The organism is Streptomyces sp. NPDC026394 (assembly GCF_055567735.1).
Map to the genome: position 1 here is coordinate 159,581 of NZ_JBVHPX010000003.1, position 23,813 is coordinate 183,393.

A 23,813-nucleotide genomic window follows, 5' to 3' on the forward strand; every position below is an offset into this window, starting at 1 on the left:
GAGCCCCCTACGAGGGACACCACATGACCGCTGGCCCCGAAGTCATCGAAGAGTCACCGAAACCCGCCGAAACGCCGCTGCCGTCCGCGACACTCGGCGACGACAGCAAGCGCTCGGTCGAACAGATCACCCTGCTGCTGTTCATCACCCTGCCCTTCGTGGCGCTGGTGGCCGCGGTGCCGCTGGCCTGGGGCTGGGGTGTGACCTGGCTCGACCTGGCGCTGCTGGCGGCGATGTACTTCATCGGCTGCCACGGCATCACCATCGGCTTCCACCGCTACTTCACGCACGGCGCCTTCAAGGCCAAACGCCCGCTGCGGATCGCCCTGGCGGTCATGGGGTCGCTGGCGGTCGAGGGGCCGCTGGTGCGCTGGGTGGCCGACCACCGCAAGCATCACAAGTTCTCCGACGCGGAGGGCGACCCGCACTCCCCCTGGCGGTTCGGCGAGACGGTGCCGGCGCTCATGAAGGGCCTGTGGTGGGCCCACATCGGCTGGATGTTCGACGAGGAGCAGACGCCGCAGCACAAGTACGCGCCGGATCTGATCAAGGACCCCGTGATCCGCCGGATCTCCCGCCAGTTCGTCCTGTGGACCGTCGTCTCCCTCCTCGTCCCGCCCCTGGTCGGCGGCCTGGTCACGATGTCCTGGCAGGGCGCGGCCACCGCGTTCTTCTGGGGCTCCCTGGTCCGCGTCGGTCTGCTCCACCACGTCACCTGGTCGATCAACTCGATCTGCCACGCGGTCGGCAAGCGCCCGTTCAAGTCCCGCGACCGCTCCGGCAACGTCTGGTGGCTGGCGGTGCTCTCCTGCGGCGAGTCCTGGCACAACCTGCACCACGCCGACCCGACGTGCGCCCGGCACGGCGTCATGAAGGGGCAGCTCGACTCCAGCGCCCGCCTCATCCGCTGGTTCGAGAAGGCCGGCTGGGCGTACGACGTGCGCTGGCCGAACGCCTCCCGCCTCGACGCGAAGCGCGCGGACGCCGCCGCGCCCGGGGGTACCGGGCGGTGACAGCCGGGGAAGGCATGATTGACGGGTGGCGATCGACGGCAGCAGCGTGAACGACAACCAGGGCAAGGCCCCCTCCGGCGCGGGGACCCGGCGCACCCGCAGGGTGCGGATGACGGGCGCCCAACGCCGTGAGCAGCTGCTCGACATCGGTCGCGCCCTCTTCGCCGAACGCGGCTTCGAGGGCACCTCGGTCGAGGAGATCGCGGCGAAGGCCGGCGTCTCCAAGCCGGTCGTCTACGAGCACTTCGGCGGCAAGGAGGGGTTGTACGCCGTCGTGGTGGACCGCGAGATGCGCCAGCTGCTGGACATGGTCACCGGCGCCCTGACCGCCGGCCACCCCCGCGAACTCCTCGAACAGGCCGCCTTCGCCCTCCTCGACTACATCGAGACCTACACCGACGGCTTCCGCATCCTGGTCCGCGACTCCCCCGTGGCCCAGTCCACCGGCACCTTCGCCTCCCTGATCAGCGACATCGCCACCCAGGTGGAAGACATCCTCGGCCTGGAATTCAAGGCCCGCGGCTTCGACCCGAAACTGGCCCCCCTGTACGCCCAGGCCCTGGTCGGCATGGTCGCCCTGACCGGCCAGTGGTGGCTCGACGTCCGCAAACCGAAGAAGTCCGAGGTGGCCGCCCACCTGGTGAACCTCGCCTGGCACGGCCTGGACGGCCTGGAACCGAAGCCCCGCCTGATAGGCCATCGGCGGGCCTGACCCCGGACCGCTCCGGCCCCGGCCCGCAGGCGCCTCCTGCCCACGCACCCCAAAACACCCCATAGAGCGACAACCCTCCTGCACTCCCCAAACCTCCCGGTCTCCCCTTTCGCGGAACATTCGCCGAAATCCGGCCGACCGTCGAGGTGTCTTCGCCGCGCGAACACACCTCGATAGCATCGGATTCCGTTTCCGGCTGAAGTGGAGTTCCGTCACCTTGCGCCCTGACCTGGAGCAGAATTTCGCCGCCGCACTCCCCGCGGGGAGATATGTGTCGGCACACTCCGTGTCGGCCGGTCGATGAACTGTCCGTCAGGGAAGGAGGGGTGCGATGCGCCGCAGGCGAAACGGCCCGTGGTGTTGTCGGGTGCGGCCGTCCGCGGAGACCGGGGGAAATTCGGGTCGCTGCTGCTGCGTCCCGTCCTCGACGACCTGCCGCCCTCGTCCACCACCCGCACCGAGAACGGTCCCGCCCTGCGCCGGGAGCGGCAGAAGCGGAAGGCGACGTTCTTCGGCGGCTGGGACAGTCCGGCGGTCCGGTGGCTGGCGGCGGCGCAGCCCCGTTCCGAGGCGGGAGTGCTGACGTACGCGGCACTCACCGAGCGGACGTTCCAGTTCGTGTACGCGCAGGCTCCGCGCTCAGGCGGGGAGCGCCGGTGTCATGGAGCTGGGTGCGTCCTTCGACCGCTCCGCCCTCGCGTGGACCCGTCTGGGCGACAAGCAGTTCCTTGATTACATGTACGGTTTCACCGACGGGTCGTGGGGCGTGGCCTCGGGTCCGGACGAAGAATATTTCCGCCGTTTCTTCCCCGGTACGCTCACCGAAAAGAACTTCCCATTCCTTGACGAACTCCCTATCGCTCCGGTGGTACGCATGCGCTGCCCCGTAAGGAGAACTGACCCATGCGGCCAGACTTGGAGCAAAGGATCGTTGCGGCTCTGCCTCAGGACGAGCGGTTCGTGGGCGGGTTCAGCGTCATGCGGGCGACCACCGGCCAGGACTCGGTGAGTTCCGACGCGCCGGCCGAGCGTCGGCCGCGGGCGCTGGCCGGGGAGGGCGCTCTGTGGGGTGCCGGCATCTCGGCCTCCTTCAAGGGGGTCATCAACGATGTGGGGTCGCCGTCAGCCCGGGAGGGCACCGAGGATCCCGCCAAACGTCCGAAGCGGCAGCGGAAGAACGCCTCGTTCTTCGGTGGCCGGGACAGTCTGGCCGGGCAGTGGCTGGCGGCGGCACAGCCTCGCTCCCGTGCGGGGCTGGTCACTACCGTGGTCCTCACCGACAAGCGGCTGCGCTTCGAGTACATACTCCGTCGGCGTCTGACCGGCCGCCTCGGCGACACGGTCGAGCTGGGGGCGTCCTTCTCGCCTGACTCCCTGACGTGGACGCGCCGCAGGAACACGCACTTGGACATGCAGTTCGGGTTCACCGACGGGTCCTGGGGCACGGTCATGGCCGCGCCGGAAGAAGATTTCCTCCAGGTTTTTCCCGGGACTCTCAGCCACCTGGTGCCCATTCCATGAACCCTCGTCTTCTTCCGGAAGACCGCTGGACAGATCGTATGAGGAGTTGCCCGTCATGACACCCGAGCTCGAACAGAAGGTTTTTTCCGCTCTGCCGCCGGGCGAGAAGCTGCTGACGGGCTTCGAGGTCTCGCGTTCGTTGGCGTTCAGCCGCGGTCGGGGCGGGAGCAGCAGCGCTCCGGACTCGCGACGGCCCAAGGTGCTGGTAGGGCAGGAGAAGGACGGGGACGGCTGGACTCGCTTCATTTCCCGGGTTTTTCGCGTGTTCACCACTGATGTGCCTGCTCAGCAGCGCGGCGTCTCCGTCGAGGGGCCTTCGCTGCGGGGCGAGCGCCAGAAGAACAAGGACTCGTTCTTCGGTGGCTGGGACAGTCTGACCGGGCAGTTCCTGATCGCCGGCCAGCCGCAGTCCAAGACCGGGGTGGCTGCCGTCGTGGCCGTCACCGATGTGTGTATGCGTTTTGTCTACGTACAGTACCGGCGCGTCCTAGGTGGACTGGGTGAGGCTGTCGAGCTGGGGGCCTCTTTTCCGCACGACGCTCTGGTGTGGACCCGGCGGCACGAGCCGAAGAACGAGATACAGTTCGGGTTTTCCGACGGGTCGTGGGGAACTCTGTTCGTTCCGGGGGATGGGGAATTCATGAAGCATTTCCCGGGGACGCTCGGCCACAAGGATCCGATTCCGTAGGCCCCTGCCTCATTCCAGGAATTCCAGCCGGTTGCCCACGGGGTCGTGTGCGTAGAAGCGGTGATGGCCCGGGAGGGTGTCGTCCCAGGTCACTGTGATGTCGTGGCGGGTGAGGCGGGTCGCGTGGGCGCGGATGCCGGTGACGCGGAGAGCCGGGTGGGCCTTGCGGGCGGGCCTGAAGTCGGGGTCGATGCCCAGGTGGAGCTGGGTGGTGGGGCCGGCCTCGAACCAGCAGCCTCCGCGCGCGGCGAGCGACGGCGGCTTGGGGATCTCCCGGAGGCCCAGGATGCCGCCGTAGAACGCGCGCAGGACGGTTTCGCTGCCGGGTGGTGCGGCGAGCTGGACGTGGTCGAGGCCGGTGATCACGGGTTCACCTCATCCGGGGTCAGTGTTCCTTGTGGGCCACGACGAAGATCCGGCGGAACGGGAAGACCGTGCCGTGCGGGCCGGGCGGGTAGGACTTGCGGAGCAGGTCCCGGTATTGGGACAGGAATTCGTCGCGGGCCGCCGGGTCGTCCTCCAGGGCGGTCAGTACGGGGCGCAGGGCCGTGCCCTTGACCCAGTCGAGGACCGGGTCCTCGCCCTGGAGGAGCTGGGCGTAGGTCGTCTCCCAGGCGTCCACGGCGCAGCCGAGCGCGGTGAGGCGTTCCAGGTAGGCGGTGGGGGCGAGGATGTGGACGAAGCGGCGGCCGTGGTCGGCGAGGCGGTCGCGCCACTGGGGTTCGTCGCAGAGTTCGCCGAGCAGTGCGTGGCTGGGCGAGGTGAAGTTGCCGGGGACCTGGAAGGCGAGGGTGCCGCCGGGGGTGAGGCCGTCGATCCACGCCGGGAGGGACTCGGGGTGGTTGGGGACCCATTGCAGCGCCGCGTTGGAGATGATCAGGTCGAACGGTTCGGCGGGGCGCCAGTCGGCGGCGTCGGCGTGTGCGAAGTCGAGGTGGCCGCCGCCGGGGGTGGGTCCGGCGTACAGGTCGGCTTCCTTGAGCATCTCGGCCGAGCTGTCCAGGCCGGTGATGTGCGCGTCGGGCCAGCGGTCGGCGAGCTGGACGGTGACGTTGCCGGGACCGCAGCCGAGGTCGGCGATGCGGGCGGGGCGGTTGCGGTGGGGCAGCTCGGGTATGCGGGCGAGGAGATCGCGGAACGGGCGCGTGCGGTGTCCGGCGTGGCGCAGGTACTGCTGCGGGTCCCAGGTTGGTGCGACGTGCATGTTCGAACCCCTTCGGCTGGTGCAGGGTTGGTACAGGCCACGCGAGCGCGGCGTGAGCCCATCGCCGACGATGCCCAATAGTCCACGGAAATATATCTTGATGTCAAGAGACTTCACATCGACAGACCAACTACACTGATCGACATGGAGGACGAGGTCGATCGACTGGTCGCGGCATGGCGCCGGGAGCGCCCGGACCTCGACGTGGAACCGCTTGAGGTCCTCAGCCGCATCAGCAGGCTGGCCAGGCACCTCGACCGCGCGCGCCGCCTCGCCTTCTCCGAGGTCGGTCTGGAGCCCTGGGAATTCGACGTGCTGACCGCGCTGCGCCGCGCGGGGGCTCCGTATCAATTGTCCCCCGGCGCGCTGCTGACGCAGACGCTGGTCACCTCCGGCACGATGACCAACCGCATCGACCGGCTCGCCAAGAAGGGCCTGGTCGAACGGCTGCCCGACCCCAGCGACCGGCGCGGCGTACTGGTCCGGCTCACCCCGGAGGGGCGCGAGGCGGCCGACGAGTCGCTGGCCGGGCTGCTCACCCAGGAGCGCGCGATCCTGGCCGAGCTGTCCCCTCAGCAGCGCGGTGAACTGTCCGGGCTGCTGCGGCAGTTGACGGCGCCGTTCGACAACACGCCGGGCTGACGGCCGGCCCCGGCCGCCGCCGGGCCCCGTCACGTCCCCTTGCCTCGCCCCCGCCCGTTGGGCTTGGATCGCGACCATGAGCCAGCACGGCCCGCGGGGCCAGCAGGGGCATGACGGCGGGCCAGGGCACGAGGACCGGTACGGACAGCAGGACCGGTACGGACAGCAGGACCGGTACGGGCACGAGGACCGGTACGGGCAGCAGGGCCACTCCCGGCGCCAGGGACACCGGCGGCCCGCCGGAGCGCCGGACGGGTCACGCTTCACCGGGCGTACGGTCCTGGTGACCGGTGCCGCCGCCGGAATCGGCGCGGCGACCGCCGACCGGCTGGCGGCCGAGGGCGCGCGGGTGCTGCTCCTGGACATCGACGACGAGCGCGGCGAGCGCACCGCCCGCCGGATCCGCGCCCTCGGCGGCCAGGCCTCGTACGAGCACTGCGACGTGGCACGCGAGGACCACTGGCAGCGTGCCGCGCACGCCGCCCGGCAGCGGTACGGGCCGGTGGACGCGCTGGTCAGCAACGCGGCGCTGCAGGGGCCGCACACACCCGCCGACGTGATCGCGCCGGCGGACTGGGACCGGCAACTGGCGGTGAACCTGACCGGGGCCTTCCTGGGCGTACGGGCCGTACTGGCGGACCTGCGGGAGCGGCGCGGCGCCGTCGTGCTCACCTCGTCGGTGCAGGCGCACTTCGGCCTGCCGGGCCGTCCCGCGTACGCCGCGACGAAGGCGGGGCTGACCGGTCTGGCCCGTCAGCTGGCGGTCGAGTACGGGCCGCAGGTGCGGGTGAACAGTGTGCTGCCGGGGCCGGTGCTGACAGCGGCCTGGGAGTCCGTCGGCGAGGCGGACCGGCGGGCCAGCGCCGAGGCGACGGCGGCCGGGCGGCTCGGGCGTCCGGAGGAGGTGGCGACCGCCATCGCGTTCCTGCTCTCCGACGACGCGTCGTACGTGACCGGCACCGACCTGGTCGTGGACGGCGGCTGGAGCGTGCGGAAGGAGTCGTCCTGAGGGGCAGGCGCGAAACGCCGACGCCCCCGTGAGGCCGACGTGAGACCGCCGTGAGGCCGGATGTGCGCGCTGCGGCGCCCCGCCGCGGGAATCATGGCGGTACGGGCGGCCCGCTCCCGGGCACGGCCGGCCGCGCCGCCCGCAGCTCGTGCCACCACACGTCGCGACCAAGGGGATCCGATGGGCATCCATTTCGGTGCGGACTACAACCCCGAGCAGTGGCCCGAGGAGGTCTGGGAGCAGGACATCGGCCTGATGAAGCGGGCCCACGTCACCATGGTCACCGCCGGGATCTTCTCGTGGGCGAAGGCCGAGCCCCGGCCCGGCGCGTACGACTTCGACTGGTTCGACCGGGTCATGGACGGCCTCGGCGGCGCGGGCATCCGCGTGTGTCTGGCCACCATGACCGCCTCCCCGCCGCCCTGGCTCACCCGCGCGCACCCGGAGGTGCTGCCGCAGGGCCCGGACGGACAGCGCCGCTGGCCCGGCGGACGGCAGCACTACTGCCCGTCCAGCCCGGTCTACCGCGAGCACGCGGTCCGTCTCGTCGGGCGGCTCGCCGCCCGCTACGCCGGTCACCCGGCGCTGGCCCTGTGGCACGTCGGCAACGAGTACGGCTGCCACACCCGCCAGTGCTTCTGCGACGTGTCCGCCGCGGACTTCCGGCGGTGGCTGCGCGAGCGGTACGGCAGCGTGGCGCGCCTCAACGACGCGTGGTCCACGGCCTTCTGGTCGCAGGCGTACACGGACTTCGAGGAGGTGCTGCCGCCGCGTACCGCGCCCACCTTCCCCAACCCGGCCCATCAGCTCGACTATCTGCGCTTCAGCGACGACGCGCTGCGCGACTGCTACCTGGCGGAGCGGGAGGTGCTGGCGCGGCTGAGTCCCGGGATGCCGGTGACCACGAACCTGATGCCGTTCCACAAGCCGGTGGACGCCTTCGCGTGGTCGCGCGACATGGACGCGATGGCGCTGGACTTCTACCAGGACCCGTTCGACCCGGAGACGCATCTGAAGGCCGCGTACACCTTCGACCTGATGCGTTCGGCGCGCCGCGGGCAGCCCTGGCTGCTGCTGGAGCAGGCGCCCGGCGCGGTCAACTGGCGGGCCCGCAACGGTCCGAAGCCGCCGGGCACGATGCGCCTGTGGAGCTGGCAGGCCGTCGCGCAGGGCGCGGACGCCGTCCTGTACTTCCAGTGGCGGCAGTCGCGCGGCGGCGCGGAGAAGTTCCACTCGGCGATGGTGCCGCACGCCGGTACGGACACCCGGATCTTCCGCGAGGTGTGCGACCTGGGACGGGAGCTGGCGTCCGTACCGGAGCTCGCGGGGACGCGGGTGGTGCGGCCGACGGTGGCGCTGGTGACGGACTGGGACTGCTGGCGGGCGCTGGAGCTGGACTCGCACCCGTCCACGGCGCTGCGCCTGCCGGAACTGGCGCTGGGGCACTACCGGCCGCTGTTCGAAGCGGGGGTGGCGTGCGACGTCGTGCCGCCGGACCGTGACCTGTCCGGCTACCGGCTGGTCGTCGTGCCGAACCTGTACCTGGTGACGGGGTCCGTCGCGCAGCGCCTGGCGTCGTACGTGCGCGGCGGCGGCCAACTGCTGATGTCGTTCTTCTCGGGGGTCGTGGACGACTGCGACCGGGTGCATCCGGGCGGCTGTCCGGGGCCGCTGCGGTCGCTGCTGGGCCTGCGGGTGGAGGAGTTCTGGCCGCTGGACGAGGGTGCGACGGTGGGGGTGCGGGGTCTGGCGGGGGTACGGGGGCGGGGCGGCGGCCGGGCGCGTACGGGGGCGGCGGGCGCCTGGGTGCTGCCCGCCGGTACGGCGGACCTGTGGTCGGAGGCCGTCCGCCTGGAGGGCGCCGAGCCCGTCGCGGAGTTCACCGACGGCGATCTGGCGGGCTCCCCGGCCGTCACCCGGCACGGCTACGGCGCGGGCACGGTGACGTATCTGGGCACCCGCCTCGAACCGCCGCTGATGCGCGCCCTGACGGACCGCGTACGGGAGGCGGCGGGCGTGCGGCCGGTGCTGGCCGGGCTGCCCGACGGCGTGCAGGCCACCGTCCGGGAAGGCGCCGGCGGCCGCTTCCTCTTCCTGCTCAACCACGGCACGCGGGCGGCCGACATCACCCTGCCGTGCCCGATGGCCGACGCGCTCGCCGGGACGCGCGGGGAGCGGGCGGAGCACACGTACCGGATAGGGCTGCCGGCCCGCGGTGCGGCCGTGCTGAAGGACCTGCACGGGGCGGTGCCCGCGGGCGGCTGACCGGGGACCGGCGGTGCCGGGCGCGGCGCGGGCGGGCCCGCGCCGCGCCTCAGGTCAGCGCGGACGCCGCGGCGGTGGCCGGTTCGAGCTCCACCGGGCCCACGCCGGCCCGCCGGGCCAGTGCGACGGCGGCGAGCGTGGAGTGGACGCCCAGCTTGCCGAGCACGTTCTGCATGTGCGTACGGACCGTGTGCGGGGACAGGAACAGCCGCTCGGCGACCGCCTTGCGGCCCAGCCCCGCCACCATGCAGCGCAGCACCTCGCGCTCGCGCGGCGTCAGCGACTCCACCAGCCGCTCGCTCTCCGTACGGTGCTTGCGTGCCGCCGTCAGCTCCCGCAGGACGCCGGTGAGCAGCGCGGGCGGCAGGTGCGTCTCGTCACGCAGCACGCCGCGGATGACGGCGAGCAGGCGGGAGAGCGAGCAGTCCTTGGCGACCCAGCCGCCGGCACCCGCCTGGAGTGCGAAGGCGGCCCGGCGCGGGTCGTCCTTCTCGGCGAGCACGACGGTACGGACGTACGGGTACGCCGTACGGACGCCGGCGACCAGCGAGATGCCGTCCAGCGGGCCGCCGTCCGCGGCGCTGTCGCGGCCCGGCGCGGGCCGGTCCGGTACGGACGCCAGCGGCGCCGCGACGGTGCCGAGGTCGGCGTCGATGAGCATCACGTCGAAGCGCCGGCCGTCCGCGGCCGCCCGCTCCAGGCTGCGCAGAGCCGCCGGTCCGCTGCCGGCCGCGGCCACGTCCACGTCCTGCTCGGCCGCGAGCGCGGCCGCCAGGGACTCGGCGAAGATGCGGTGGTCGTCGACCACCAGAACCCGGATGCGTTGCACTGAGACCCCCTGTCTCGGGGAACGGACCAAGTGGGCACGGCGCCCGGGACCAAGGCCGACGCAGCCGCACGGCCGCCGCCGTGCCGCCTGGCTACCCCACCCCGGGCGTCGTACCCGACTGTCTCGCCCCCTGATCAGCACCGGCCCCCACCGGTGCTGGGACTCAGAGTACGGACGGGGTGCGGCAACGGAAGGCTATTGGCAAAACTGCCCGGCCCAAGTGTTCACAGTGGGGCCCAACGGTCGTCGAGGGGCACGAGTCGACAAGGTTCGTCCGAATCCGATCGGCCGGAGCGACCGGCGGGAAGCGCCCGGAGCGGGGTGAGCTCCGGGCGCCGGGCCTCACAGCAACCGCCGGGCGCCCGCGCTCGGAACGGCCGGAAAGATCCGTGGCTCCGGGTGCCCGGCCGCCGCGAACGCCTCGGTGACCCGCGCGGCGACGGCGTCCGCTTCCGTCTCCTCGACCAGGACGACGGCCGAGCCGCCGAATCCGCCGCCCGTCATCCGGGCGCCCAGCGCGCCCGCCGCGACCGCCGCGTCGACGGCGAGGTCCAGTTCGGCGCAGGAGACCCGGAAGTCGTCGCGCAGCGAGGCGTGCCCCGCGGTCAGCAGCGGGCCGATGGCGCGGGGCTCGCCGGCGTCCAGGCGGGCGATGACGTCCTCCACGCGCCGGTTCTCGGTGACGACGTGCCGTACGACGGCCCGGACGCCGGGACCGCGGTCGCCCGGTACGTCGACGTGCCCGCAGCCCGGCCCGTCGCCCGGCTCGCCGTGCTCCGCGGTGAGTCCGTCCAGTACGGCGGGCAGGTGTGCGTACGGCACATCGCGCAGCGCGTGTACGCCGAGCGCCCGCGCACCGCGCTCGCACATGGCGCGGCGCTGGGCGTACGCGCCGTCCCCCAGCTCGTGCTTCACCCGGGTGTCCACGACCAGGAGCCGCAGCCCCTCCCCCGCCAAATCGAACGGGACCTGCCGCTGGGAGAGGTCGCGGGTGTCCAGGAACAGCGCGTGGCCGTCCGCGCAGCAGGCGGCGGCGGTCTGGTCCATGATGCCGCAGGGCACGCCCACGAAGGCGTTCTCGGCGCGCTGCGCGAGCTGCGCCAGGCGCTGCCGGGTGAGCCCGAGTCCGTACAGGTCGTCCAGGGCGAGCGCGGTGACGACCTCCAGGGCGGCCGACGAGGACAGTCCGGCGCCGACCGGGACGGTGCTGTCGTAGTGGAGGTCGGCGCCGCCGACGGGCAGTCCGGCCTCTCGCATCGCCCAGACGACGCCCGCGGGGTAGGCCGCCCAGCCGCCGTCGGGGACCGGGCGCAGGGCGTCCAGCCGCAGTTCGACGGTCTGGCCGCCGCCGCTGCCGCCGTCCCCGGAGTGCACCCGCAGGACGCCGTCGGCGCGGGGTGCGGCGGCGGCGAGGGTGGTGTGCGGCAGGGCCAGGGGCATCACGAAGCCGTCGTTGTAGTCGGTGTGTTCGCCGATCAGGTTGACGCGGCCGGGCGCCGCCCACACTCCGGTGGGGGCGGCGCCGTACACCTCACGGAAGCGCTCGGCGGTGTCCCGGGCGCGCTGCTCCTGGTCCGCGGCCGGGCCGCTGATGTCCGTCACGGGGTGTCGGCCTCCCTGCGCCGGGCGAAGTCCCAGGCGTCGGCGACGATCTCGGCCAGGTCCGTACGGCTGGGGCGCCAGCCGAGCCGGTCGACGGCGGTCCGCGCGGAGGCGACGAGGACGGCGGGGTCGCCGCCGCGGCGGCCCGCGGTGATCTCGGGGACGGGGTGGCCGGTGACCTTGCGGACGGTCTCGATCACCTCGCGTACGGAGAAGCCGTTGCCGTTGCCGAGGTTGCAGATCAGATGTTCGCCGGGGGCCGCCGCGGTCAGGGCGAGCAGGTGGGCCTCCGCCAGGTCGGCGACGTGGATGTAGTCGCGTACGCAGGTGCCGTCGGGCGTCGGGTAGTCGTCGCCGTAGACGGAGATGGCCTCGCGCTTGCCCTGGGCGACCTGGAGGACGAGCGGGATCAGGTGCGACTCGGGGTCGTGGCGCTCGCCGTACGCGCCGTACGCGCCCGCGACGTTGAAGTAGCGCAGCGAGACGGCGGCCAGGCCGTGCGCCGCGCACTCGCCCGCGATCATGTGGTCGACGGCGAGCTTGGAGGCGCCGTACGGGCTGGTGGGCGCGGTGGGCGCGGACTCGGTGATGGGGGTGGCCGCGGGCTCGCCGTAGGTCGCGGCGGTGGAGGAGAAGACCAGGGTGCGCACGCCGGCGGCGCGCATCGCGGCGAGCAGGTCCATGGTGCCGCCGACGTTGTTGCGCCAGTACTTCTCGGGGTCCGTGACGGACTCGCCGACCTGGGAGAAGGCGGCGAAGTGCAGCACCGCGTCGTAGGAGGCGTCCAGGTGGCGGGCGGCGTCCTGGACGCGGCCCTCGATGAAGCGGGCGCCGGCCGGGACACCCTCGCGGTGCCCGGTGGACAGGTCGTCGAGGACCGTGACGGTGTGCCCGGCCTCGACCAGGTGGGCCGCGACGACGCCGCCCACGTATCCCGCGCCGCCGGTGACCAGGTACTTGTCGCTCACTCGCTCGCTACCTCTCGCAGTCGCTCGGCCGCGGCCTCCGGCGGCACGTCGTTGATGAACACGTTCATGCCGGATTCGGAACCCGCGAGGAACTTCAGCTTGCCGGAAGTACGGCGGACGGTGAAAAGCTCCAGATGGAGCGCGAACTCGCCGCGGTCGGCGGCGTACAGCGGCGCCTGGTGCCAGGCGGAGATGTACGGGGTCGGCGGCTCACCGGGGCCGAAGATCCGGTCGAAGCGCCGCAAGACTTCCAGATAGACCTGTGGGAACTCTGTGCGCGCGTCCTCGCCGAGGGCGAGCAGGTCGGGGACGCGGCGCTTGGGGTAGAGGTGGACCTCGTACGGCCAGTGCGCGGCGTACGGGACGAAGGCGGTCCAGTGTTCCGCGTCCAGGACGACGCGGCGGCCGTCGGCGCGTTCGTCGGCGAGGACGTCGTCGAAGAGGTTGCGGCCGCCGGTGCGGTCACGGTGGGCGGCGAACTGGGCGAGCATCCGCTCGGTGCGCGGGGTGGTGAAGGGGTAGGCGTAGATCTGGCCGTGCGGGTGGCCGAGGGTGACGCCGATCTCCGCGCCGCGGTTCTCGAAGCAGAAGACCTGCTGGACGCCGGGCAGTTGGGAGAGTTCGGCGGTGCGGTCGGTCCAGGCTTCCAGGACGAGTGCGGCCTGTTCCTCGGTGAGGGCGGCGAAGGAGGCGTCGTGGTCGGGGGTGAAGCAGACGACCTCGCAGCGGCCGGTGTCGCCGGCCAGGGAGGGGAAACGGTTCTCGAAGACGGCGACGTCGTAGTCGGCGGCGGGGATCTCGGTGCCGCGGCCGTCGCGGGAGGGGCACAGCGGGCAGGCGTCGGCCGGCGGGTGGTACGTACGGCCCTGGCGGTGCGAGGCGACGGCCACCGCGTCCCCGAGCAGGCGGTCGTGGCGGACCTCGGAGGCGGTGGAGACCGGGTCGAGCGGGCGGCGGTCGGTGTCGTCGCGCACCACGTCGTCGCGCAGGTCGTAGTAGATGAGCTCCCGGCCGTCGGCGAGCCGGGTCATCGTCTTCTTCACTGGAGCACTCCTCGGGCACACCGTCACACCCACCAAACACAAACACACATAATGAAGCACAACTAAACAACCCAGTCAACGCCTGACCTCGGCCGGATCGGCACCCGGACAATCCATTCCAAAGCCCCCGCCCCGATCACGATGGGGCCACGAGAACGAACAAAAGTCTTCAGTTTCTCAAGGACCGCGCGTAGTTTCCTGTGCGTTCATCACGCACAGAGAAGTGAGTGCCCCCATGATCACCTTGGCCGCAGGGCTACGGCTGCCCACCAACGGGCTCGACTACGCGATTCTCGCCCTCTACTTCGTCGTCGTCCTCGGCATCGGCTTCGCCGCCCGGCGCAGCGTGAAGACCAGCCTGGACTTCTTCCTGTCCGGGCGGTCGCTGCCCGCCTGGGTCACCGGTCTCGCCTTCGTCGCCGCCAACCTCGGCGCCACCGAGATCCTCGGCATGGCCGCCACCGGCGCGCAGTACGGCGTCGCCGTCGTGCACTGGTACTGGATCGGCGCCATCCCCGCCATGGTGTTCCTCGGCCTGGTGATGATGCCGTTCTACTACGGCTCGCGGGTGCGCTCGGTACCGGAGTTCCTGCTCCAGCGCTTCGACAAGTCGGCGCACCTGCTCAGCTCGGTGCTGTTCGCCTTCGCCGCCATCCTCATCGCGGGCGTCAACCTCTACGCCCTGTCGATCGTGGTGGAGGCGCTGCTGGGCTGGCCGCAGTGGGTCGCCATCGTCGTCGCCGGTGTGTTCGTCCTCGCGTACATCACCGTCGGCGGTCTGTCCTCGGCGATCTACAACGAGGTGCTGCAGTTCTTCGTCATCCTGGCCGCGCTCATCCCGATCTGCGTCCTCGGCCTCAAGCGGGTCGGCGGCTGGGACGGGCTGACCTCGTCGCTGGAGAAGAGCCACGGGCACAGCTTCCTGACGGCCTGGGACGGCACCGGCATCGGCGAGCCCAACGCGCTCGGCGCCAACTGGCTGACGATCATCCTCGGCCTGGGCTTCGTGCTCTCCTTCGGCTACTGGACCACCAACTTCGCCGAGGTGCAGCGCGCCCTGTCCGCCAAGAACCTCTCCGCCGCGCGGCGCACCCCGCTGATCGCCGCCTACCCGAAGATGTTCATCGCCTTCCTGGTGATGATCCCCGGTCTGGTCGCCGCGGTCGTGGTGCCCCGCATCGGCCAGGAGGGGTCCGACCTGACGTACAACGACGCCATTCCGCTGCTGATGCGGGACCTGCTGCCCAACGGCGTCCTGGGCATCGCGGTCACCGGTCTGCTGGCCGCCTTCATGGCGGGCATGGCCGCCAACGTCTCGTCGTTCAACACGGTGTTCACCTCCGACATCTGGGCGAGGTACGTCAGGCCCGGCCGCGAGGACCGCTACTACCTGCGGTTCGGCCGTCTGGTGACCGCCGTCGGCGTGCTGTGCAGCATCGGTACGGCCTTCCTGGCCGCCAGCTTCAACAACATCATGGGCTACCTCCAGACGCTGTTCTCGTTCTTCAACGTGCCGATGTTCGTGGTGTTCATCATCGGCATGTTCTGGAAGCGGGCCTCCATGAAGTCCGGTGTGTGGGGCCTGGTCTCGGGCACCACCGCCGCGATGATCAACTACTTCTGGATCTACAAGCAGGGCATCATCGCCATCCCCACCGACCAGGGCGCCAACTTCGTCTCCGCGATCGTCGCCTTCGTCGTCGGCGCCGTGGTGATGGTCGCCGTCACCCTGTTCACGCGGCCCAGGCCCGAGGCCGAGCTGGCCGGCCTGGTCTACGGCACCCTCCCCCAGCCTTCGGCCGGGGGGACCCCCGTCCCCGGCCTGGACGAGCCGCCCGCCGAGGGCGACGACGCCTGGTACCGCAAGCCGGCCCTGCTCGGCTGGGGCGCCGTCGTCCTCGCCGCGCTCTGCTACCTCCCGTACTCCTTCTGACGCCCGCCACCCAGCCGAAGGAACGCACGCACCATGAGTGACTACCAGCACGAGGTCGAACTGGAGCGCAGGTCGGCCACGGCCGCCCGGCTCTTCGACATCCGGCTCATCATCGGCGGCCTGTTCACGGTCTACGGCGTCATCGTCATGATCGCCGGGTTCACCGTCTCCGACGCGGACCTGAAGAAGGCCGAGGACATCAACATCAACCTCTGGACCGGCCTGGGCATGCTGCTGCTCGGCCTGTTCTTCCTGGCCTGGATCAAGCTGCGCCCGGTCGTCCCGCCGACCGCCGAGGAACTGGCTGCCCTCCAGGAGGACACCGACTGACGGCGCGCGTCACGGCGGCGGGACGGCCTCGGCCTCCGCCGCCTCACGCGCGCCCGCGCCCCGCGTGGCCGCCCGGTCCAGCAGCCCCGTACGGGCCGCCAGCGCCGCCGCCTCCAGCCGTGAGCCCACGCCCAGCTTCATCAGGACCCGCTGCACATGCGTACGGGCGGTGCTCGGCGCGATGCCCATCCCGGCCGCGATCAGCCGGGTGTCCTCGCCCTCGGCGACCCGTACCAGCACCTCGACCTCGCGCGGCGTGAGCATCTGGAGCAGCCGGGCGCCCTCGTCGTCGGGCTGGGCAGCCGGATGCAGCAGTTCCTCGAAGGCTTGCTGGAGCAACTGCGGCGCGATCGCCGCCTCACCGGCCCGCGCCTTCATCATGGCGCGTTCCACGCCCTCGATGCGCTCGTCGTGGCGTACGTAGCCGGAGGCGCCCGCGGCGAACGCGGCCGCGATGCCGCGCGGATTGGGCACCGGGCCGAGCACCACGACGGCGACCTGCGGCCGCTCCTTCTTGATCCGTACGACCGGGTCGAAGGCGCCCGGCTCGGCCGGGGACGCGGTGCCCAGCAGGCACACTTCGGGCGCCCGGCTCACCACCAGGTCCGCCGCCCCGGCGCTCGGGGCGGCCGCCGCGAGCACGCGGTGGCCGCGCAGTTTCAAGGCCGAGGCGAGTGCCTCGGCGAGCAGTCGGTGATCGTCGACCACCATCAGCCGCACGCCCATTGCAGCAACCCCCCAAATCCCCCGGCGAGCCCAGCCCCCCGGCCCCCGCCAGGCCCCTTGCCCCCGGAAGCTACACGCTTGTTCGACATTGCGCGCCCCCTCAGAGGAAGAAGCCTGTCGTCATGCTGAAATCCCGGCCAATCGGGGGGAGCTGGACCCAGTTTCTTGGCCGAATGTGACAGGAGATGCACCGGAGCTGATCGATCGTGGCCGGCTCCGGCGGTGGTGACGATCCGTCACGCGTCCTCCGCCAGCTCCAGCCACCGCATCTCCAGCTCCTCCCGCTCGCCCACCAGCTCCCGTAGCTGCGCGTCCAGCCCCGCCACCTTCTCGAAGTCCGTCGCGTGCTCCGCGATCTGCGCGTGCAGCTTCGCCTCCTTCTCGCCGATGCGGTCGAGCTGCCGCTCGATCTTCTGCAGCTCCTTCTGCGCCGCCCGCGTCACGGCCGCCGGCTTCTGCTTCGGCGCCTCCTGCGCCGGAGCGGACGCGGGCGCCGCCGCGTCGATCACCTGCTGTCGCCGCTCCAGGTACTCGTCCAGACCGCGCGGCAGCATCCGCAGCGTCGCGTCGCCCAGCAGCGCGAACACCCGGTCGGTGGTCCGCTCGACGAAGTACCGGTCGTGGCTGATGACCACCAGCGAACCCGCCCAGCCGTCGAGCAGGTCCTCCAACTGCGTCAGCGTCTCGATGTCCAGGTCGTTGGTCGGCTCGTCCAGGAACAGCACGTTCGGCTCGTCCATCAGCAGCCGCAGGATCTGCAGCCGCCGCCGCTCACCGCCCGACAGGTCGCCGACCGGCGTCCACTGCTTCTCCTTGGTGAAGCCGAACTTCTCGCAGAGCTGCCCCGCGGTCATCTCCCGGCCCTTGCCGAGATCCACCCGCTCCCGCACCCGCTGCACGGCCTCCAGCACCCGCAGCGCCGGGTCCAGCTCCGTGACCTCCTGCGACAGATAGGCCAGCTTCACGGTCCTGCCGACCACGATCTTCCCCGCGGCCGGCTGCGCCTCGCCCTCCGTACGCGCCGCCTCGGCCAGCGCCCGCAGCAGCGACGTCTTGCCCGCGCCGTTCACGCCGACCAGGCCGATCCGGTCGCCCGGGCCGAGCTGCCACGTCAGATGCTTGAGCAGCACCTTCGGCCCGGCCTGCACGGTCACGTCTTCCAGCTCGAAGACGGTCTTGCCCAGCCGCGAGTTGGCGAACTTCATCAGCTCGGCGGTGTCCCGCGGCGGCGGCACGTCCGCGATCAGCTCGTTGGCCGCCTCGATACGGAACCGCGGCTTGCTCGTCCGCGCCGGGGCGCCCCGGCGCAGCCAGGCCAGCTCCTTGCGCATGAGGTTCTGCCGCTTGGCCTCCTCGCTCGCCGCGATGCGCTCCCGCTCCGCGCGCGCGAAGACGTAGTCGCTGTAGCCGCCCTCGTACTCGTGGACGTCGCCGCGCTGCACGTCCCACATACGGGTGCACACCTGGTCCAGGAACCACCGGTCGTGCGTGACGCACACCAGGGCCGACCGGCGTTCGCGCAGGTGGCGGGCGAGCCAGGAGATGCCCTCGACGTCCAGGTGGTTCGTCGGCTCGTCCAGCACGATCAGGTCCTGCTCGGCGATCAGCAGCTTCGCCAGCGCGATCCGGCGGCGCTCACCGCCCGACAGCGGGCCGATCACGGTGTCCAGGCCCTGCCCCAGCCCCGGCAGGTCCAGCCCGCCGAACAGCCCGGTCAGCACGTCCCGGATCTTGGCGTTGCCCCGCCACTCGTGGTCCGCGAGGTCGCCGATGACCTCGTGGCGCACGGTCGCGGCCGGGTCCAGCGAGTCGTGCTGGGTCAGCACGCCGAGCCGCAGTCCGCTGTTGTGCGTCACCCGGCCGTCGTCGGCGTCCTCCAGTTTCGCGAGGATCCGGATCAAGGTCGTCTTGCCGTCGCCGTTACGCCCCACGACGCCGATCCGGTCCCCCTCATTGACACCCAGGGAAACACCGTCGAGCAGTGCACGGGTTCCGTACACCTTGCCCACGGCTTCCAGATTGACGAGGTTGACGGCCACACTTCACTCCATCGGTCGGGGTCCTCCCGACAGCCTAGTCCGGCCCCCGGAGGCTTTTCCCCGCGTGCTTCCCGCGCGGGGAGTGCGCATCGGGGCGCCGCGCGCCGCGGGGGTGGCCGGGGCGCCCCGTGCGCCCCGTACCGCGCCGAGGGCCGTCGCCCCCTCGGACGGGCGTCGCGTCAGACGACCGTCGCGCCCGGCACCGGTCCCGCCGCCACCCGGGCGGCCCGGCAGGTGCCGGAGGTCAGCAGGGCGTCGGCCACCGAGGCGGCCGTGTCGGCGTCCTTGGTGAGGAAGGCCGTGGTGGGGCCCGAGCCGGAGACCAGGGCCGCCAGGGCTCCGGCGGTGGTGCCCGCCGTGAGGGTGGCGGCCAGGGACGGCCGCAGGGAGAGGGCCGCGGGCTGGAGGTCGTTGGCGAGGGCGGGGGCCAGGGCGGTCGCGTCGCCGGTGCGCAGGGCGTCGAGCAGGGCCGGGGACGCTTCCGGGACCGGGACGTCCGTGTTCTCGGTGAGGCGGTCGAACTCGGCGTAGACGGCCGGAGTGGACAGGCCGCCGTCGGCCACCGCGAAGACCCAGTGGAACGTGCCGCCCACCTCCAGCGGCGTCAGCAGCTCGCCGCGGCCGCGGCCCAGCGCCGCCCCGCCCACCAGGGAGAACGGCACGTCACTGCCGAGTTCGGCGCAGATCGCGAGCAGCTCCTCGCGGGTGGCGCCGGTGCCCCACAGCGCGTCGCACGCCACCAGGGCGCCCGCCGCGTCCGCGCTGCCGCCGGCCATGCCGCCCGCGACGGGGATGTCCTTGGCGAGGTGCAGGTGCACGTCGGGCGCGATGCCGTGCCGGGCGGCGAGGAGTTCCGCGGCGCGGGCGGCCAGGTTCGTACGGTCGAGGGGGACGCGGTCGGTGTCCGGGCCGGTCGCGGTGATCCGCAGGGCGGCCGCGGGGGTGGCGGTGACCTCGTCGTACAGGCCGACGGCCAGGAAGACGTTGGCCAGGTCGTGAAAGCCGTCCGGGCGGGCGCCGCCGACGGCGAGCTGGACGTTGACCTTGGCGGGTACGCGGACGGTGACGGCGGACCGGTCGGTCACGCGGCGCTCCCCTCGTGGACGGGCTTGTGCTCGGCGATGCGGGCGAACTCCTCGACGGTCAGCGCCTCGCCGCGGGCCTGCGGCGACACGCCCGCGGCGACCAGCGCGGACTCGGCGGCGGCCGCCGACCCGGCCCACCCGGCCAGCGCGGCGCGCAGCGTCTTGCGGCGCTGGGCGAACGCCGCGTCGACCACGGCGAAGACCTGTTCGCGGCTCGCGGTGGTCTCGACCGGCTTCTCCCGGCGGACCAGCGAGACCAGCCCGGAGTCGACGTTGGGCGCGGGCCAGAAGACGTTGCGCCCGATCGCGCCGGCCCGCTTGACCTCGGCGTACCAGTTGGCCTTGACGGACGGCACGCCGTACACCTTGTTGCCGGGCCGGGCCGCGAGCCGGTCGGCGACCTCGGACTGGACCATGACCAGGGTGCGGTCGATGGTGGGGAACGTCGCGAGCATGTGCAGCAGGACGGGGACGGCGACGTTGTACGGCAGGTTGGCGACCAGCGCGGTGGGCGCGGGCCCCGGCAGATCCCGTACGAGCATCGCGTCGCTGTGCACGAGGGCGAAGCGGTCCGCGCGGCCGGGCAGCCGGGCCTCGACGGTGGACGGCAGCGCGGCGGCCAGGACGTCGTCGATCTCGACGGCGGTGACCCGGTCGGCGGCCTCCAGCAGGGCCAGGGTCAGCGAGCCGAGCCCGGGGCCGACCTCGACGACGACGTCGTCCGCCCGTACCTCGGCGGTGCGCACGATGCGCCGGACGGTGTTGGCGTCGATGACGAAGTTCTGGCCGCGCTGCTTGGTGGGCCGGACGCCCAGGGCGGTGGCCAGTTCGCGGATGTCGGCGGCGCCGAGGAGGGGGCCGGGCTCGTCGGTGGGGCTGCTGTTGCTCACCCGTGCAGCTTACGGCGCGCCGGGCGCGGCTCGGCGACGGCGCCTCCGCGCCCCGGGCCGTCCTCCCCCCCCGCTCAGTCGTGCAGCCCGCTAGTCGTGCAGCTTGCGCCCGCAGACCGGCCAAGGGCTCGCGCCCCGGCTGATGTAGAGCTTCTTGGCGCGGTACGTCTGTTCCCTGGCCGGTGCGTCCTGGGGGCGTCCGTTGCCGCCGAGGCCGCGCCAGGTGCCGGTGTCGAACTGGTAGAGGCCGCCGTAGGTGCCGGACGCGTCGACCGCGTCCGGGCGGCCGCCCGCCTCGCACTGGGCGAGCGCGCCCCAGTTCAGGTGGTCGGCCCCGTCGACGCTCATCGGCATCGGCTTGGTGCCGACGTGCACGATCCGGTCGCGCGGCTCGCGGACGACCTCGGAGCCGACCTTCTTGGGCTTCTGCTGGACGCCGTTGACCGTGCGGATCTCGTAGGTCAGGCGGCGTACACCGGGCTGTCCCTGGCGGACCACCGTCTCGGTGCCCTTGAAGAGCGTCGGGTCGGCCTGTCTGACCGTCTCGAACGGGATGGTCACCTCACGGACCTTCTCGGCGCCGGTGATCCGCAGGACGGAGACGGTCTGGCCGTCGCGCGGGAAGGACTCGGGGGCCACGGAGGTGATGTCCTCGCCGCGCAGCACGATGCCCGCCTGGTCGAGGGCCTCGCTGACGGTGGCGGCGTTGGTGCGGACGGTGTGCTCGCGGCCGTCGGCGATGAAGGTGACGCTGCGTTCGGTGCGGACGTCGAGGTCGAGGCCGTTGCGGCCGATGCGCTGGGCGGGGTCGACGGACAGGTGGGCGCCCTCGGCGCGGACGCCGAGCCCGCGCAGCGCGCCGCCGACGGTCTCGGCGGTCGTCCAGACCTGGCGGCGTTCGCCGTCCAGGGTGAGGCGGACCGGCCGCCCGTAGCGGACGGTGATCTCGTCGCCGCTGGTCAGCGCGGCGTCGGCGGCGGGCTGGACGAGGTCGTGCGCGCCGACCTCGACGTCCTCGTCGGCGAGCAGGTCGCCGACGTCGGCGGCGAAGGTGTGCAGGGTGCGGGGTTCGCCGTCGACGTCGATGCGGACGGCCTTGTCGTGGGCGATGAAGGCGGAGGTGCCGCCGGCCAGGAAGGCCACGACGAGGGCCTGCGGGAGCAGGCGGCGGCGGGTCTCGGTGCCGTCGGCGCCGCGGCGGTCGGTGGCGTTGAGCCGGCCGGTCATGCCGCGGCGGTGGGCGGTGCCGCGGGAGGCACGGCGGGCGGCGGCCCGGCCTCCGGCGCGGGGGGCCGGGACACCGGCGAGGTCGTCGTGCAGCGGGACCAGCGGCCCCTGGTGGGGCACGCGGCCCGGGACCGCGGGGGTCTCCCAGGTCTCGCCCGCGCCGGGCGGGCTCGCGGGGCCGCCCGAAGGTTCTTCCGGCTGCCGGGCGTCGGCGGTGTCGCGCGCCGGGTACGGGTGCGCCGGGGCGGCCGGGGCGGAGCCGGCCCGGCTGTCCCGTGCCGGGGCGTGGCGCTCGTACCGGTCGCCCGTTCCGTACGGGCCGTACGTCTCGTACACGTCGTACGGCCCGTACTCGCTGTACGCGCTGTAGGCCCCGTACTCGCCCTGCGTCCCGTAACCGCCGCGCGTCCCGTACGCCCCGTGGTCGCCGTACGCCGCGTACCTCCCGTACGGGTCGGGGGTCTCGACGGTCGCGTCACGCGGCGGCTCGGTGCTCGGTCCGTGTCCGCCGTGCGCGAGGTGGTGGCTGCCCTGCGAATGAGTCACGACGCTCCACATGCCACGGGTCCGGGTGTCGGCCCGGAATGTAGCGGAGCGCGGGTGACTCTCCAAAGCGGACCCGCTACGCAGTGTCGTCGCGCTATGGTGCCGCGCCCGTCTCCGCGGGCCCCTCAGTGGCCGAAGGCGCGCGCCGTGTTCGCGGCGACGGCGCTGGCCAGGGCGTCCTCCGTCATTCCCTTGACCTCGGCCATGGCCCGCAGCGTGACCGGAATGAGGTACGGGGCGTTAGGCCGTCCGCGGTACGGGGCGGGGGTGAGGAAGGGGGCGTCGGTCTCGACGAGCACCAGTTCGGGCGGGGCGACGGCGAGGGCGTCGCGCAGCGGCTGGGCGTTCTTGAAGGTGACGTTGCCCGCGAAGGACATGAAGTAACCGGCCTCGGCGCAGACCTTGGCCATCTCGGCGTCGCCCGAGTAGCAGTGGAAGACGACGGTGTCCGGCGCGCCCTCTTCGCGCAGGATCCGCAACACGTCGTCGTGGGCCTCGCGGTCGTGGATGACCAGGGCCTTGCCGTGCCGCTTGGCGATCTCGATGTGGGCGCGGAAGGAGCGCTGCTGGGCGGCCATGCCCTCGGGGCCGGTGCGGAAGTGGTCCAGGCCGGTCTCGCCGACGCCGCGGACGTGCGGCAGGGCCGCCAGCGCGTCGATCTCGGCGAGCGCGGCGTCGAGGGCGGCGTCGCCGCCGGGCTCGCGGGCACCCTGGTGCGACCGGCTTCCCCCAGGGTCCCCGAGCACGATCCGCGGCGCCTCGTTGGGGTGCAGTGCGACCGTCGCGTGCACGGCCTCGTGCGCGGCGGCGGTCTCGGCGGCCCAGCGCGAGCCGTTCACGTCGCAGCCGACCTGGACGACGGTGGTCACGCCCACGGAGGCGGCCTTGGCCAGGGCTTCCGTGACGGAGTCGTCCTGCATGTCCAGGTGGGTGTGCGAGTCCGCCACCGGCACCCGAAGCGGTTCGGGCAGCGGCGGCGGCGCGTCCTTGGTGCTCTTGCTCATGGCCGCGATCCTACGAGGGGCCGGTGACGGCCACCGGGCGGGACCGCGGCCGCCGGCTCACCTGCGGTGGTGCTGGAAGGGGTGCAGCAGGTCGGCGAGGTGCCAGTGGTGGCGTTCGCGGTGACCGTCCGCGGTGTTCTTGCTGGTCCCGCTGTGCTCGCCCTGTTGCGGGACGGTTCCCGCCCCCGCGCCCGCGTTGCCCTCGGCGGCGCCCGCCGAGGGCTGCTCGTACAGACTCGCGATCGCCTTGGAGACCATGGAGACCTGCCCGGCCCGCATGATGCGGACGACGTGCGCGCCGCAGTTCAGGCAGGTGGGCCGGGTCAGGGGGGAAGGGACGCGCTCGCCGTCCGCGTAGTACACACAGTGCGCGCGCCCGTCCGCGTCGACGTGGTGCGTTATCTCGTACGCCTGCTCCCAGCCGTGGCCGCACCTCATGCACGCGAAGGCGTACGCCTCGTGTGCCGGGGGGTCGGTCCGGGGGGTGGGGTGGGCGCCGGTGGTGATGCTGCCCGGCGTACGCGCGATGTCACTCAT

22 protein-coding genes are annotated in these 23,813 nt (G+C 72.4%); 9 read left to right on the top strand and 13 right to left on the bottom strand.

Annotated features, from left to right (window positions below; translation table 11 throughout):
• Positions 1 to 23 precede the first annotated feature (23 nt).
• The 4 genes from ACZ4QV_RS09070 (at position 24) to ACZ4QV_RS09085 (ending at position 3,934) form a co-directional block, all read left to right on the top strand.
• Entirely contained in the window at positions 24 to 1,013 is a 990-nt protein-coding gene (locus ACZ4QV_RS09070) for an acyl-CoA desaturase (protein WP_361617080.1), read from the top strand.
• 25 nt (positions 1,014 to 1,038) lie between these two features.
• Positions 1,039 to 1,725 carry a TetR/AcrR family transcriptional regulator gene (locus tag ACZ4QV_RS09075; RefSeq protein ID WP_031006966.1) on the top strand — a complete coding sequence of 229 codons (687 nt, stop codon included), beginning with the start codon at positions 1,039 to 1,041 and terminating at the stop codon, positions 1,723 to 1,725.
• Between the two features lie 903 nt (positions 1,726 to 2,628).
• On the top strand, positions 2,629 to 3,246 hold the full coding sequence (locus tag ACZ4QV_RS09080; protein WP_467762726.1) for a hypothetical protein: 618 nt from the start codon (positions 2,629 to 2,631) through the stop codon (positions 3,244 to 3,246).
• A 55-nt stretch (positions 3,247 to 3,301) separates the two neighbouring features.
• Positions 3,302 to 3,934, top strand: coding sequence for a hypothetical protein (locus ACZ4QV_RS09085; protein ID WP_361617075.1), 633 nt, complete (start codon positions 3,302 to 3,304; stop codon positions 3,932 to 3,934).
• 9 nt (positions 3,935 to 3,943) lie between these two features.
• Here the strand turns inward: ACZ4QV_RS09085 and ACZ4QV_RS09090 are convergent, their stop codons facing one another.
• Both ACZ4QV_RS09090 and ACZ4QV_RS09095 read right to left on the bottom strand, forming a co-directional pair.
• Positions 3,944 to 4,300 carry a VOC family protein gene (locus tag ACZ4QV_RS09090; RefSeq protein ID WP_361588615.1) on the bottom strand — a complete coding sequence of 119 codons (357 nt, stop codon included), beginning with the start codon at positions 4,298 to 4,300 and terminating at the stop codon, positions 3,944 to 3,946.
• A gap of 19 nt (positions 4,301 to 4,319) precedes the next feature.
• The gene (locus tag ACZ4QV_RS09095) at positions 4,320 to 5,138 is read right to left on the bottom strand and encodes a trans-aconitate 2-methyltransferase (protein ID WP_361617073.1); all 819 of its coding nucleotides are present in this window, start codon (positions 5,136 to 5,138) and stop codon (positions 4,320 to 4,322) included.
• 144 nt (positions 5,139 to 5,282) lie between these two features.
• On the opposite strand from ACZ4QV_RS09095, the gene ACZ4QV_RS09100 reads away from it, so the two are divergent.
• The 3 genes from ACZ4QV_RS09100 to ACZ4QV_RS09110 all read left to right on the top strand — a co-directional run bounded on the left by ACZ4QV_RS09100 (position 5,283) and on the right by ACZ4QV_RS09110 (position 9,054).
• Positions 5,283 to 5,780, top strand: a complete 498-nt coding sequence (locus tag ACZ4QV_RS09100; protein WP_361149824.1) for a MarR family winged helix-turn-helix transcriptional regulator — start codon at positions 5,283 to 5,285, stop codon at positions 5,778 to 5,780.
• 76 nt (positions 5,781 to 5,856) lie between these two features.
• Positions 5,857 to 6,789 carry an SDR family NAD(P)-dependent oxidoreductase gene (locus tag ACZ4QV_RS09105; protein ID WP_361637892.1) on the top strand — a complete coding sequence of 311 codons (933 nt, stop codon included), beginning with the start codon at positions 5,857 to 5,859 and terminating at the stop codon, positions 6,787 to 6,789.
• Positions 6,790 to 6,969: 180 nt separating this feature from the next.
• Positions 6,970 to 9,054 (top strand): beta-galactosidase, encoded by a 2,085-nt coding sequence (locus tag ACZ4QV_RS09110; protein ID WP_361637890.1) that lies wholly within the window; start codon positions 6,970 to 6,972, stop codon positions 9,052 to 9,054.
• A gap of 49 nt (positions 9,055 to 9,103) precedes the next feature.
• Here the strand turns inward: ACZ4QV_RS09110 and ACZ4QV_RS09115 are convergent, their stop codons facing one another.
• From ACZ4QV_RS09115 to galT, 4 genes are all read right to left on the bottom strand, one after another.
• Positions 9,104 to 9,883 carry a response regulator transcription factor gene (locus ACZ4QV_RS09115; RefSeq protein WP_361149816.1) on the bottom strand — a complete coding sequence of 260 codons (780 nt, stop codon included), beginning with the start codon at positions 9,881 to 9,883 and terminating at the stop codon, positions 9,104 to 9,106.
• 342 nt (positions 9,884 to 10,225) lie between these two features.
• Complete coding sequence (gene galK, locus ACZ4QV_RS09120) at positions 10,226 to 11,485, bottom strand: galactokinase (RefSeq protein ID WP_467762727.1); 1,260 nt, start codon at positions 11,483 to 11,485, stop codon at positions 10,226 to 10,228.
• On the bottom strand, positions 11,482 to 12,453 hold the full coding sequence (gene galE, locus ACZ4QV_RS09125) for a UDP-glucose 4-epimerase GalE (protein WP_361617584.1): 972 nt from the start codon (positions 12,451 to 12,453) through the stop codon (positions 11,482 to 11,484). Before galE ends, galK begins: the two co-directional genes overlap by 4 nt.
• Positions 12,450 to 13,496, bottom strand: a complete 1,047-nt coding sequence (gene galT, locus ACZ4QV_RS09130; RefSeq protein WP_361149811.1) for a galactose-1-phosphate uridylyltransferase — start codon at positions 13,494 to 13,496, stop codon at positions 12,450 to 12,452. The genes galE and galT overlap by 4 nt, the downstream gene beginning before the upstream one ends.
• 235 nt (positions 13,497 to 13,731) lie before the next feature.
• On the opposite strand from galT, the gene ACZ4QV_RS09135 reads away from it, so the two are divergent.
• Both ACZ4QV_RS09135 and ACZ4QV_RS09140 read left to right on the top strand, forming a co-directional pair.
• Positions 13,732 to 15,429, top strand: coding sequence for a sodium:solute symporter family protein (locus ACZ4QV_RS09135; protein ID WP_361617587.1), 1,698 nt, complete (start codon positions 13,732 to 13,734; stop codon positions 15,427 to 15,429).
• A 33-nt stretch (positions 15,430 to 15,462) separates the two neighbouring features.
• Positions 15,463 to 15,759, top strand: coding sequence for a hypothetical protein (locus ACZ4QV_RS09140; RefSeq protein WP_361149806.1), 297 nt, complete (start codon positions 15,463 to 15,465; stop codon positions 15,757 to 15,759).
• A gap of 9 nt (positions 15,760 to 15,768) precedes the next feature.
• Here ACZ4QV_RS09140 and ACZ4QV_RS09145 read toward each other — a convergent pair whose 3' ends face one another.
• The 7 genes from ACZ4QV_RS09145 to ACZ4QV_RS09175 all read right to left on the bottom strand — a co-directional run bounded on the left by ACZ4QV_RS09145 (position 15,769) and on the right by ACZ4QV_RS09175 (position 23,813).
• Positions 15,769 to 16,485: a helix-turn-helix transcriptional regulator gene (locus ACZ4QV_RS09145; RefSeq protein WP_361149803.1), complete on the bottom strand. Its 717-nt coding sequence runs from the start codon at positions 16,483 to 16,485 to the stop codon at positions 15,769 to 15,771.
• Positions 16,486 to 16,721: 236 nt separating this feature from the next.
• Positions 16,722 to 18,524 (bottom strand): ABC-F family ATP-binding cassette domain-containing protein, encoded by a 1,803-nt coding sequence (locus tag ACZ4QV_RS09150; protein ID WP_361149801.1) that lies wholly within the window; start codon positions 18,522 to 18,524, stop codon positions 16,722 to 16,724.
• 179 nt (positions 18,525 to 18,703) lie between these two features.
• Positions 18,704 to 19,609: a 4-(cytidine 5'-diphospho)-2-C-methyl-D-erythritol kinase gene (locus ACZ4QV_RS09155; RefSeq protein WP_361588623.1), complete on the bottom strand. Its 906-nt coding sequence runs from the start codon at positions 19,607 to 19,609 to the stop codon at positions 18,704 to 18,706.
• Positions 19,606 to 20,499, bottom strand: a complete 894-nt coding sequence (gene rsmA / locus ACZ4QV_RS09160; protein WP_361149796.1) for a 16S rRNA (adenine(1518)-N(6)/adenine(1519)-N(6))-dimethyltransferase RsmA — start codon at positions 20,497 to 20,499, stop codon at positions 19,606 to 19,608. Before rsmA ends, ACZ4QV_RS09155 begins: the two co-directional genes overlap by 4 nt.
• A gap of 90 nt (positions 20,500 to 20,589) precedes the next feature.
• Positions 20,590 to 22,272, bottom strand: a complete 1,683-nt coding sequence (locus ACZ4QV_RS09165) for a ubiquitin-like domain-containing protein (protein WP_361637887.1) — start codon at positions 22,270 to 22,272, stop codon at positions 20,590 to 20,592.
• Between the two features lie 125 nt (positions 22,273 to 22,397).
• Positions 22,398 to 23,276 carry a TatD family hydrolase gene (locus ACZ4QV_RS09170; protein WP_361149791.1) on the bottom strand — a complete coding sequence of 293 codons (879 nt, stop codon included), beginning with the start codon at positions 23,274 to 23,276 and terminating at the stop codon, positions 22,398 to 22,400.
• Positions 23,277 to 23,333: 57 nt separating this feature from the next.
• Entirely contained in the window at positions 23,334 to 23,813 is a 480-nt protein-coding gene (locus tag ACZ4QV_RS09175; protein ID WP_361149789.1) for a hypothetical protein, read from the bottom strand.

Excerpts from the sequence above, each read along its gene's own strand:
- ACZ4QV_RS09070 (WP_361617080.1), top strand. The coding sequence starts at position 24 with ATGACCGCTGGCCCCGAAGTCATCGAAGAGTCACCGAAACCCGCCGAA.
- ACZ4QV_RS09080 (WP_467762726.1), top strand. The coding sequence starts at position 2,629 with ATGCGGCCAGACTTGGAGCAAAGGATCGTTGCGGCTCTGCCTCAGGAC.
- ACZ4QV_RS09085 (WP_361617075.1), top strand. The coding sequence starts at position 3,302 with ATGACACCCGAGCTCGAACAGAAGGTTTTTTCCGCTCTGCCGCCGGGC.
- ACZ4QV_RS09095 (WP_361617073.1), bottom strand. The coding sequence starts at position 5,138 with ATGCACGTCGCACCAACCTGGGACCCGCAGCAGTACCTGCGCCACGCC.
- ACZ4QV_RS09100 (WP_361149824.1), top strand. The coding sequence starts at position 5,283 with ATGGAGGACGAGGTCGATCGACTGGTCGCGGCATGGCGCCGGGAGCGC.
- ACZ4QV_RS09105 (WP_361637892.1), top strand. The coding sequence starts at position 5,857 with ATGAGCCAGCACGGCCCGCGGGGCCAGCAGGGGCATGACGGCGGGCCA.
- ACZ4QV_RS09110 (WP_361637890.1), top strand. The coding sequence starts at position 6,970 with ATGGGCATCCATTTCGGTGCGGACTACAACCCCGAGCAGTGGCCCGAG.
- ACZ4QV_RS09135 (WP_361617587.1), top strand. The coding sequence starts at position 13,732 with ATGATCACCTTGGCCGCAGGGCTACGGCTGCCCACCAACGGGCTCGAC.
- ACZ4QV_RS09140 (WP_361149806.1), top strand. The coding sequence starts at position 15,463 with ATGAGTGACTACCAGCACGAGGTCGAACTGGAGCGCAGGTCGGCCACG.
- ACZ4QV_RS09145 (WP_361149803.1), bottom strand. The coding sequence starts at position 16,485 with ATGGGCGTGCGGCTGATGGTGGTCGACGATCACCGACTGCTCGCCGAG.
- ACZ4QV_RS09170 (WP_361149791.1), bottom strand. The coding sequence starts at position 23,276 with ATGAGCAAGAGCACCAAGGACGCGCCGCCGCCGCTGCCCGAACCGCTT.
- ACZ4QV_RS09175 (WP_361149789.1), bottom strand. The coding sequence starts at position 23,813 with ATGAGTGACATCGCGCGTACGCCGGGCAGCATCACCACCGGCGCCCAC.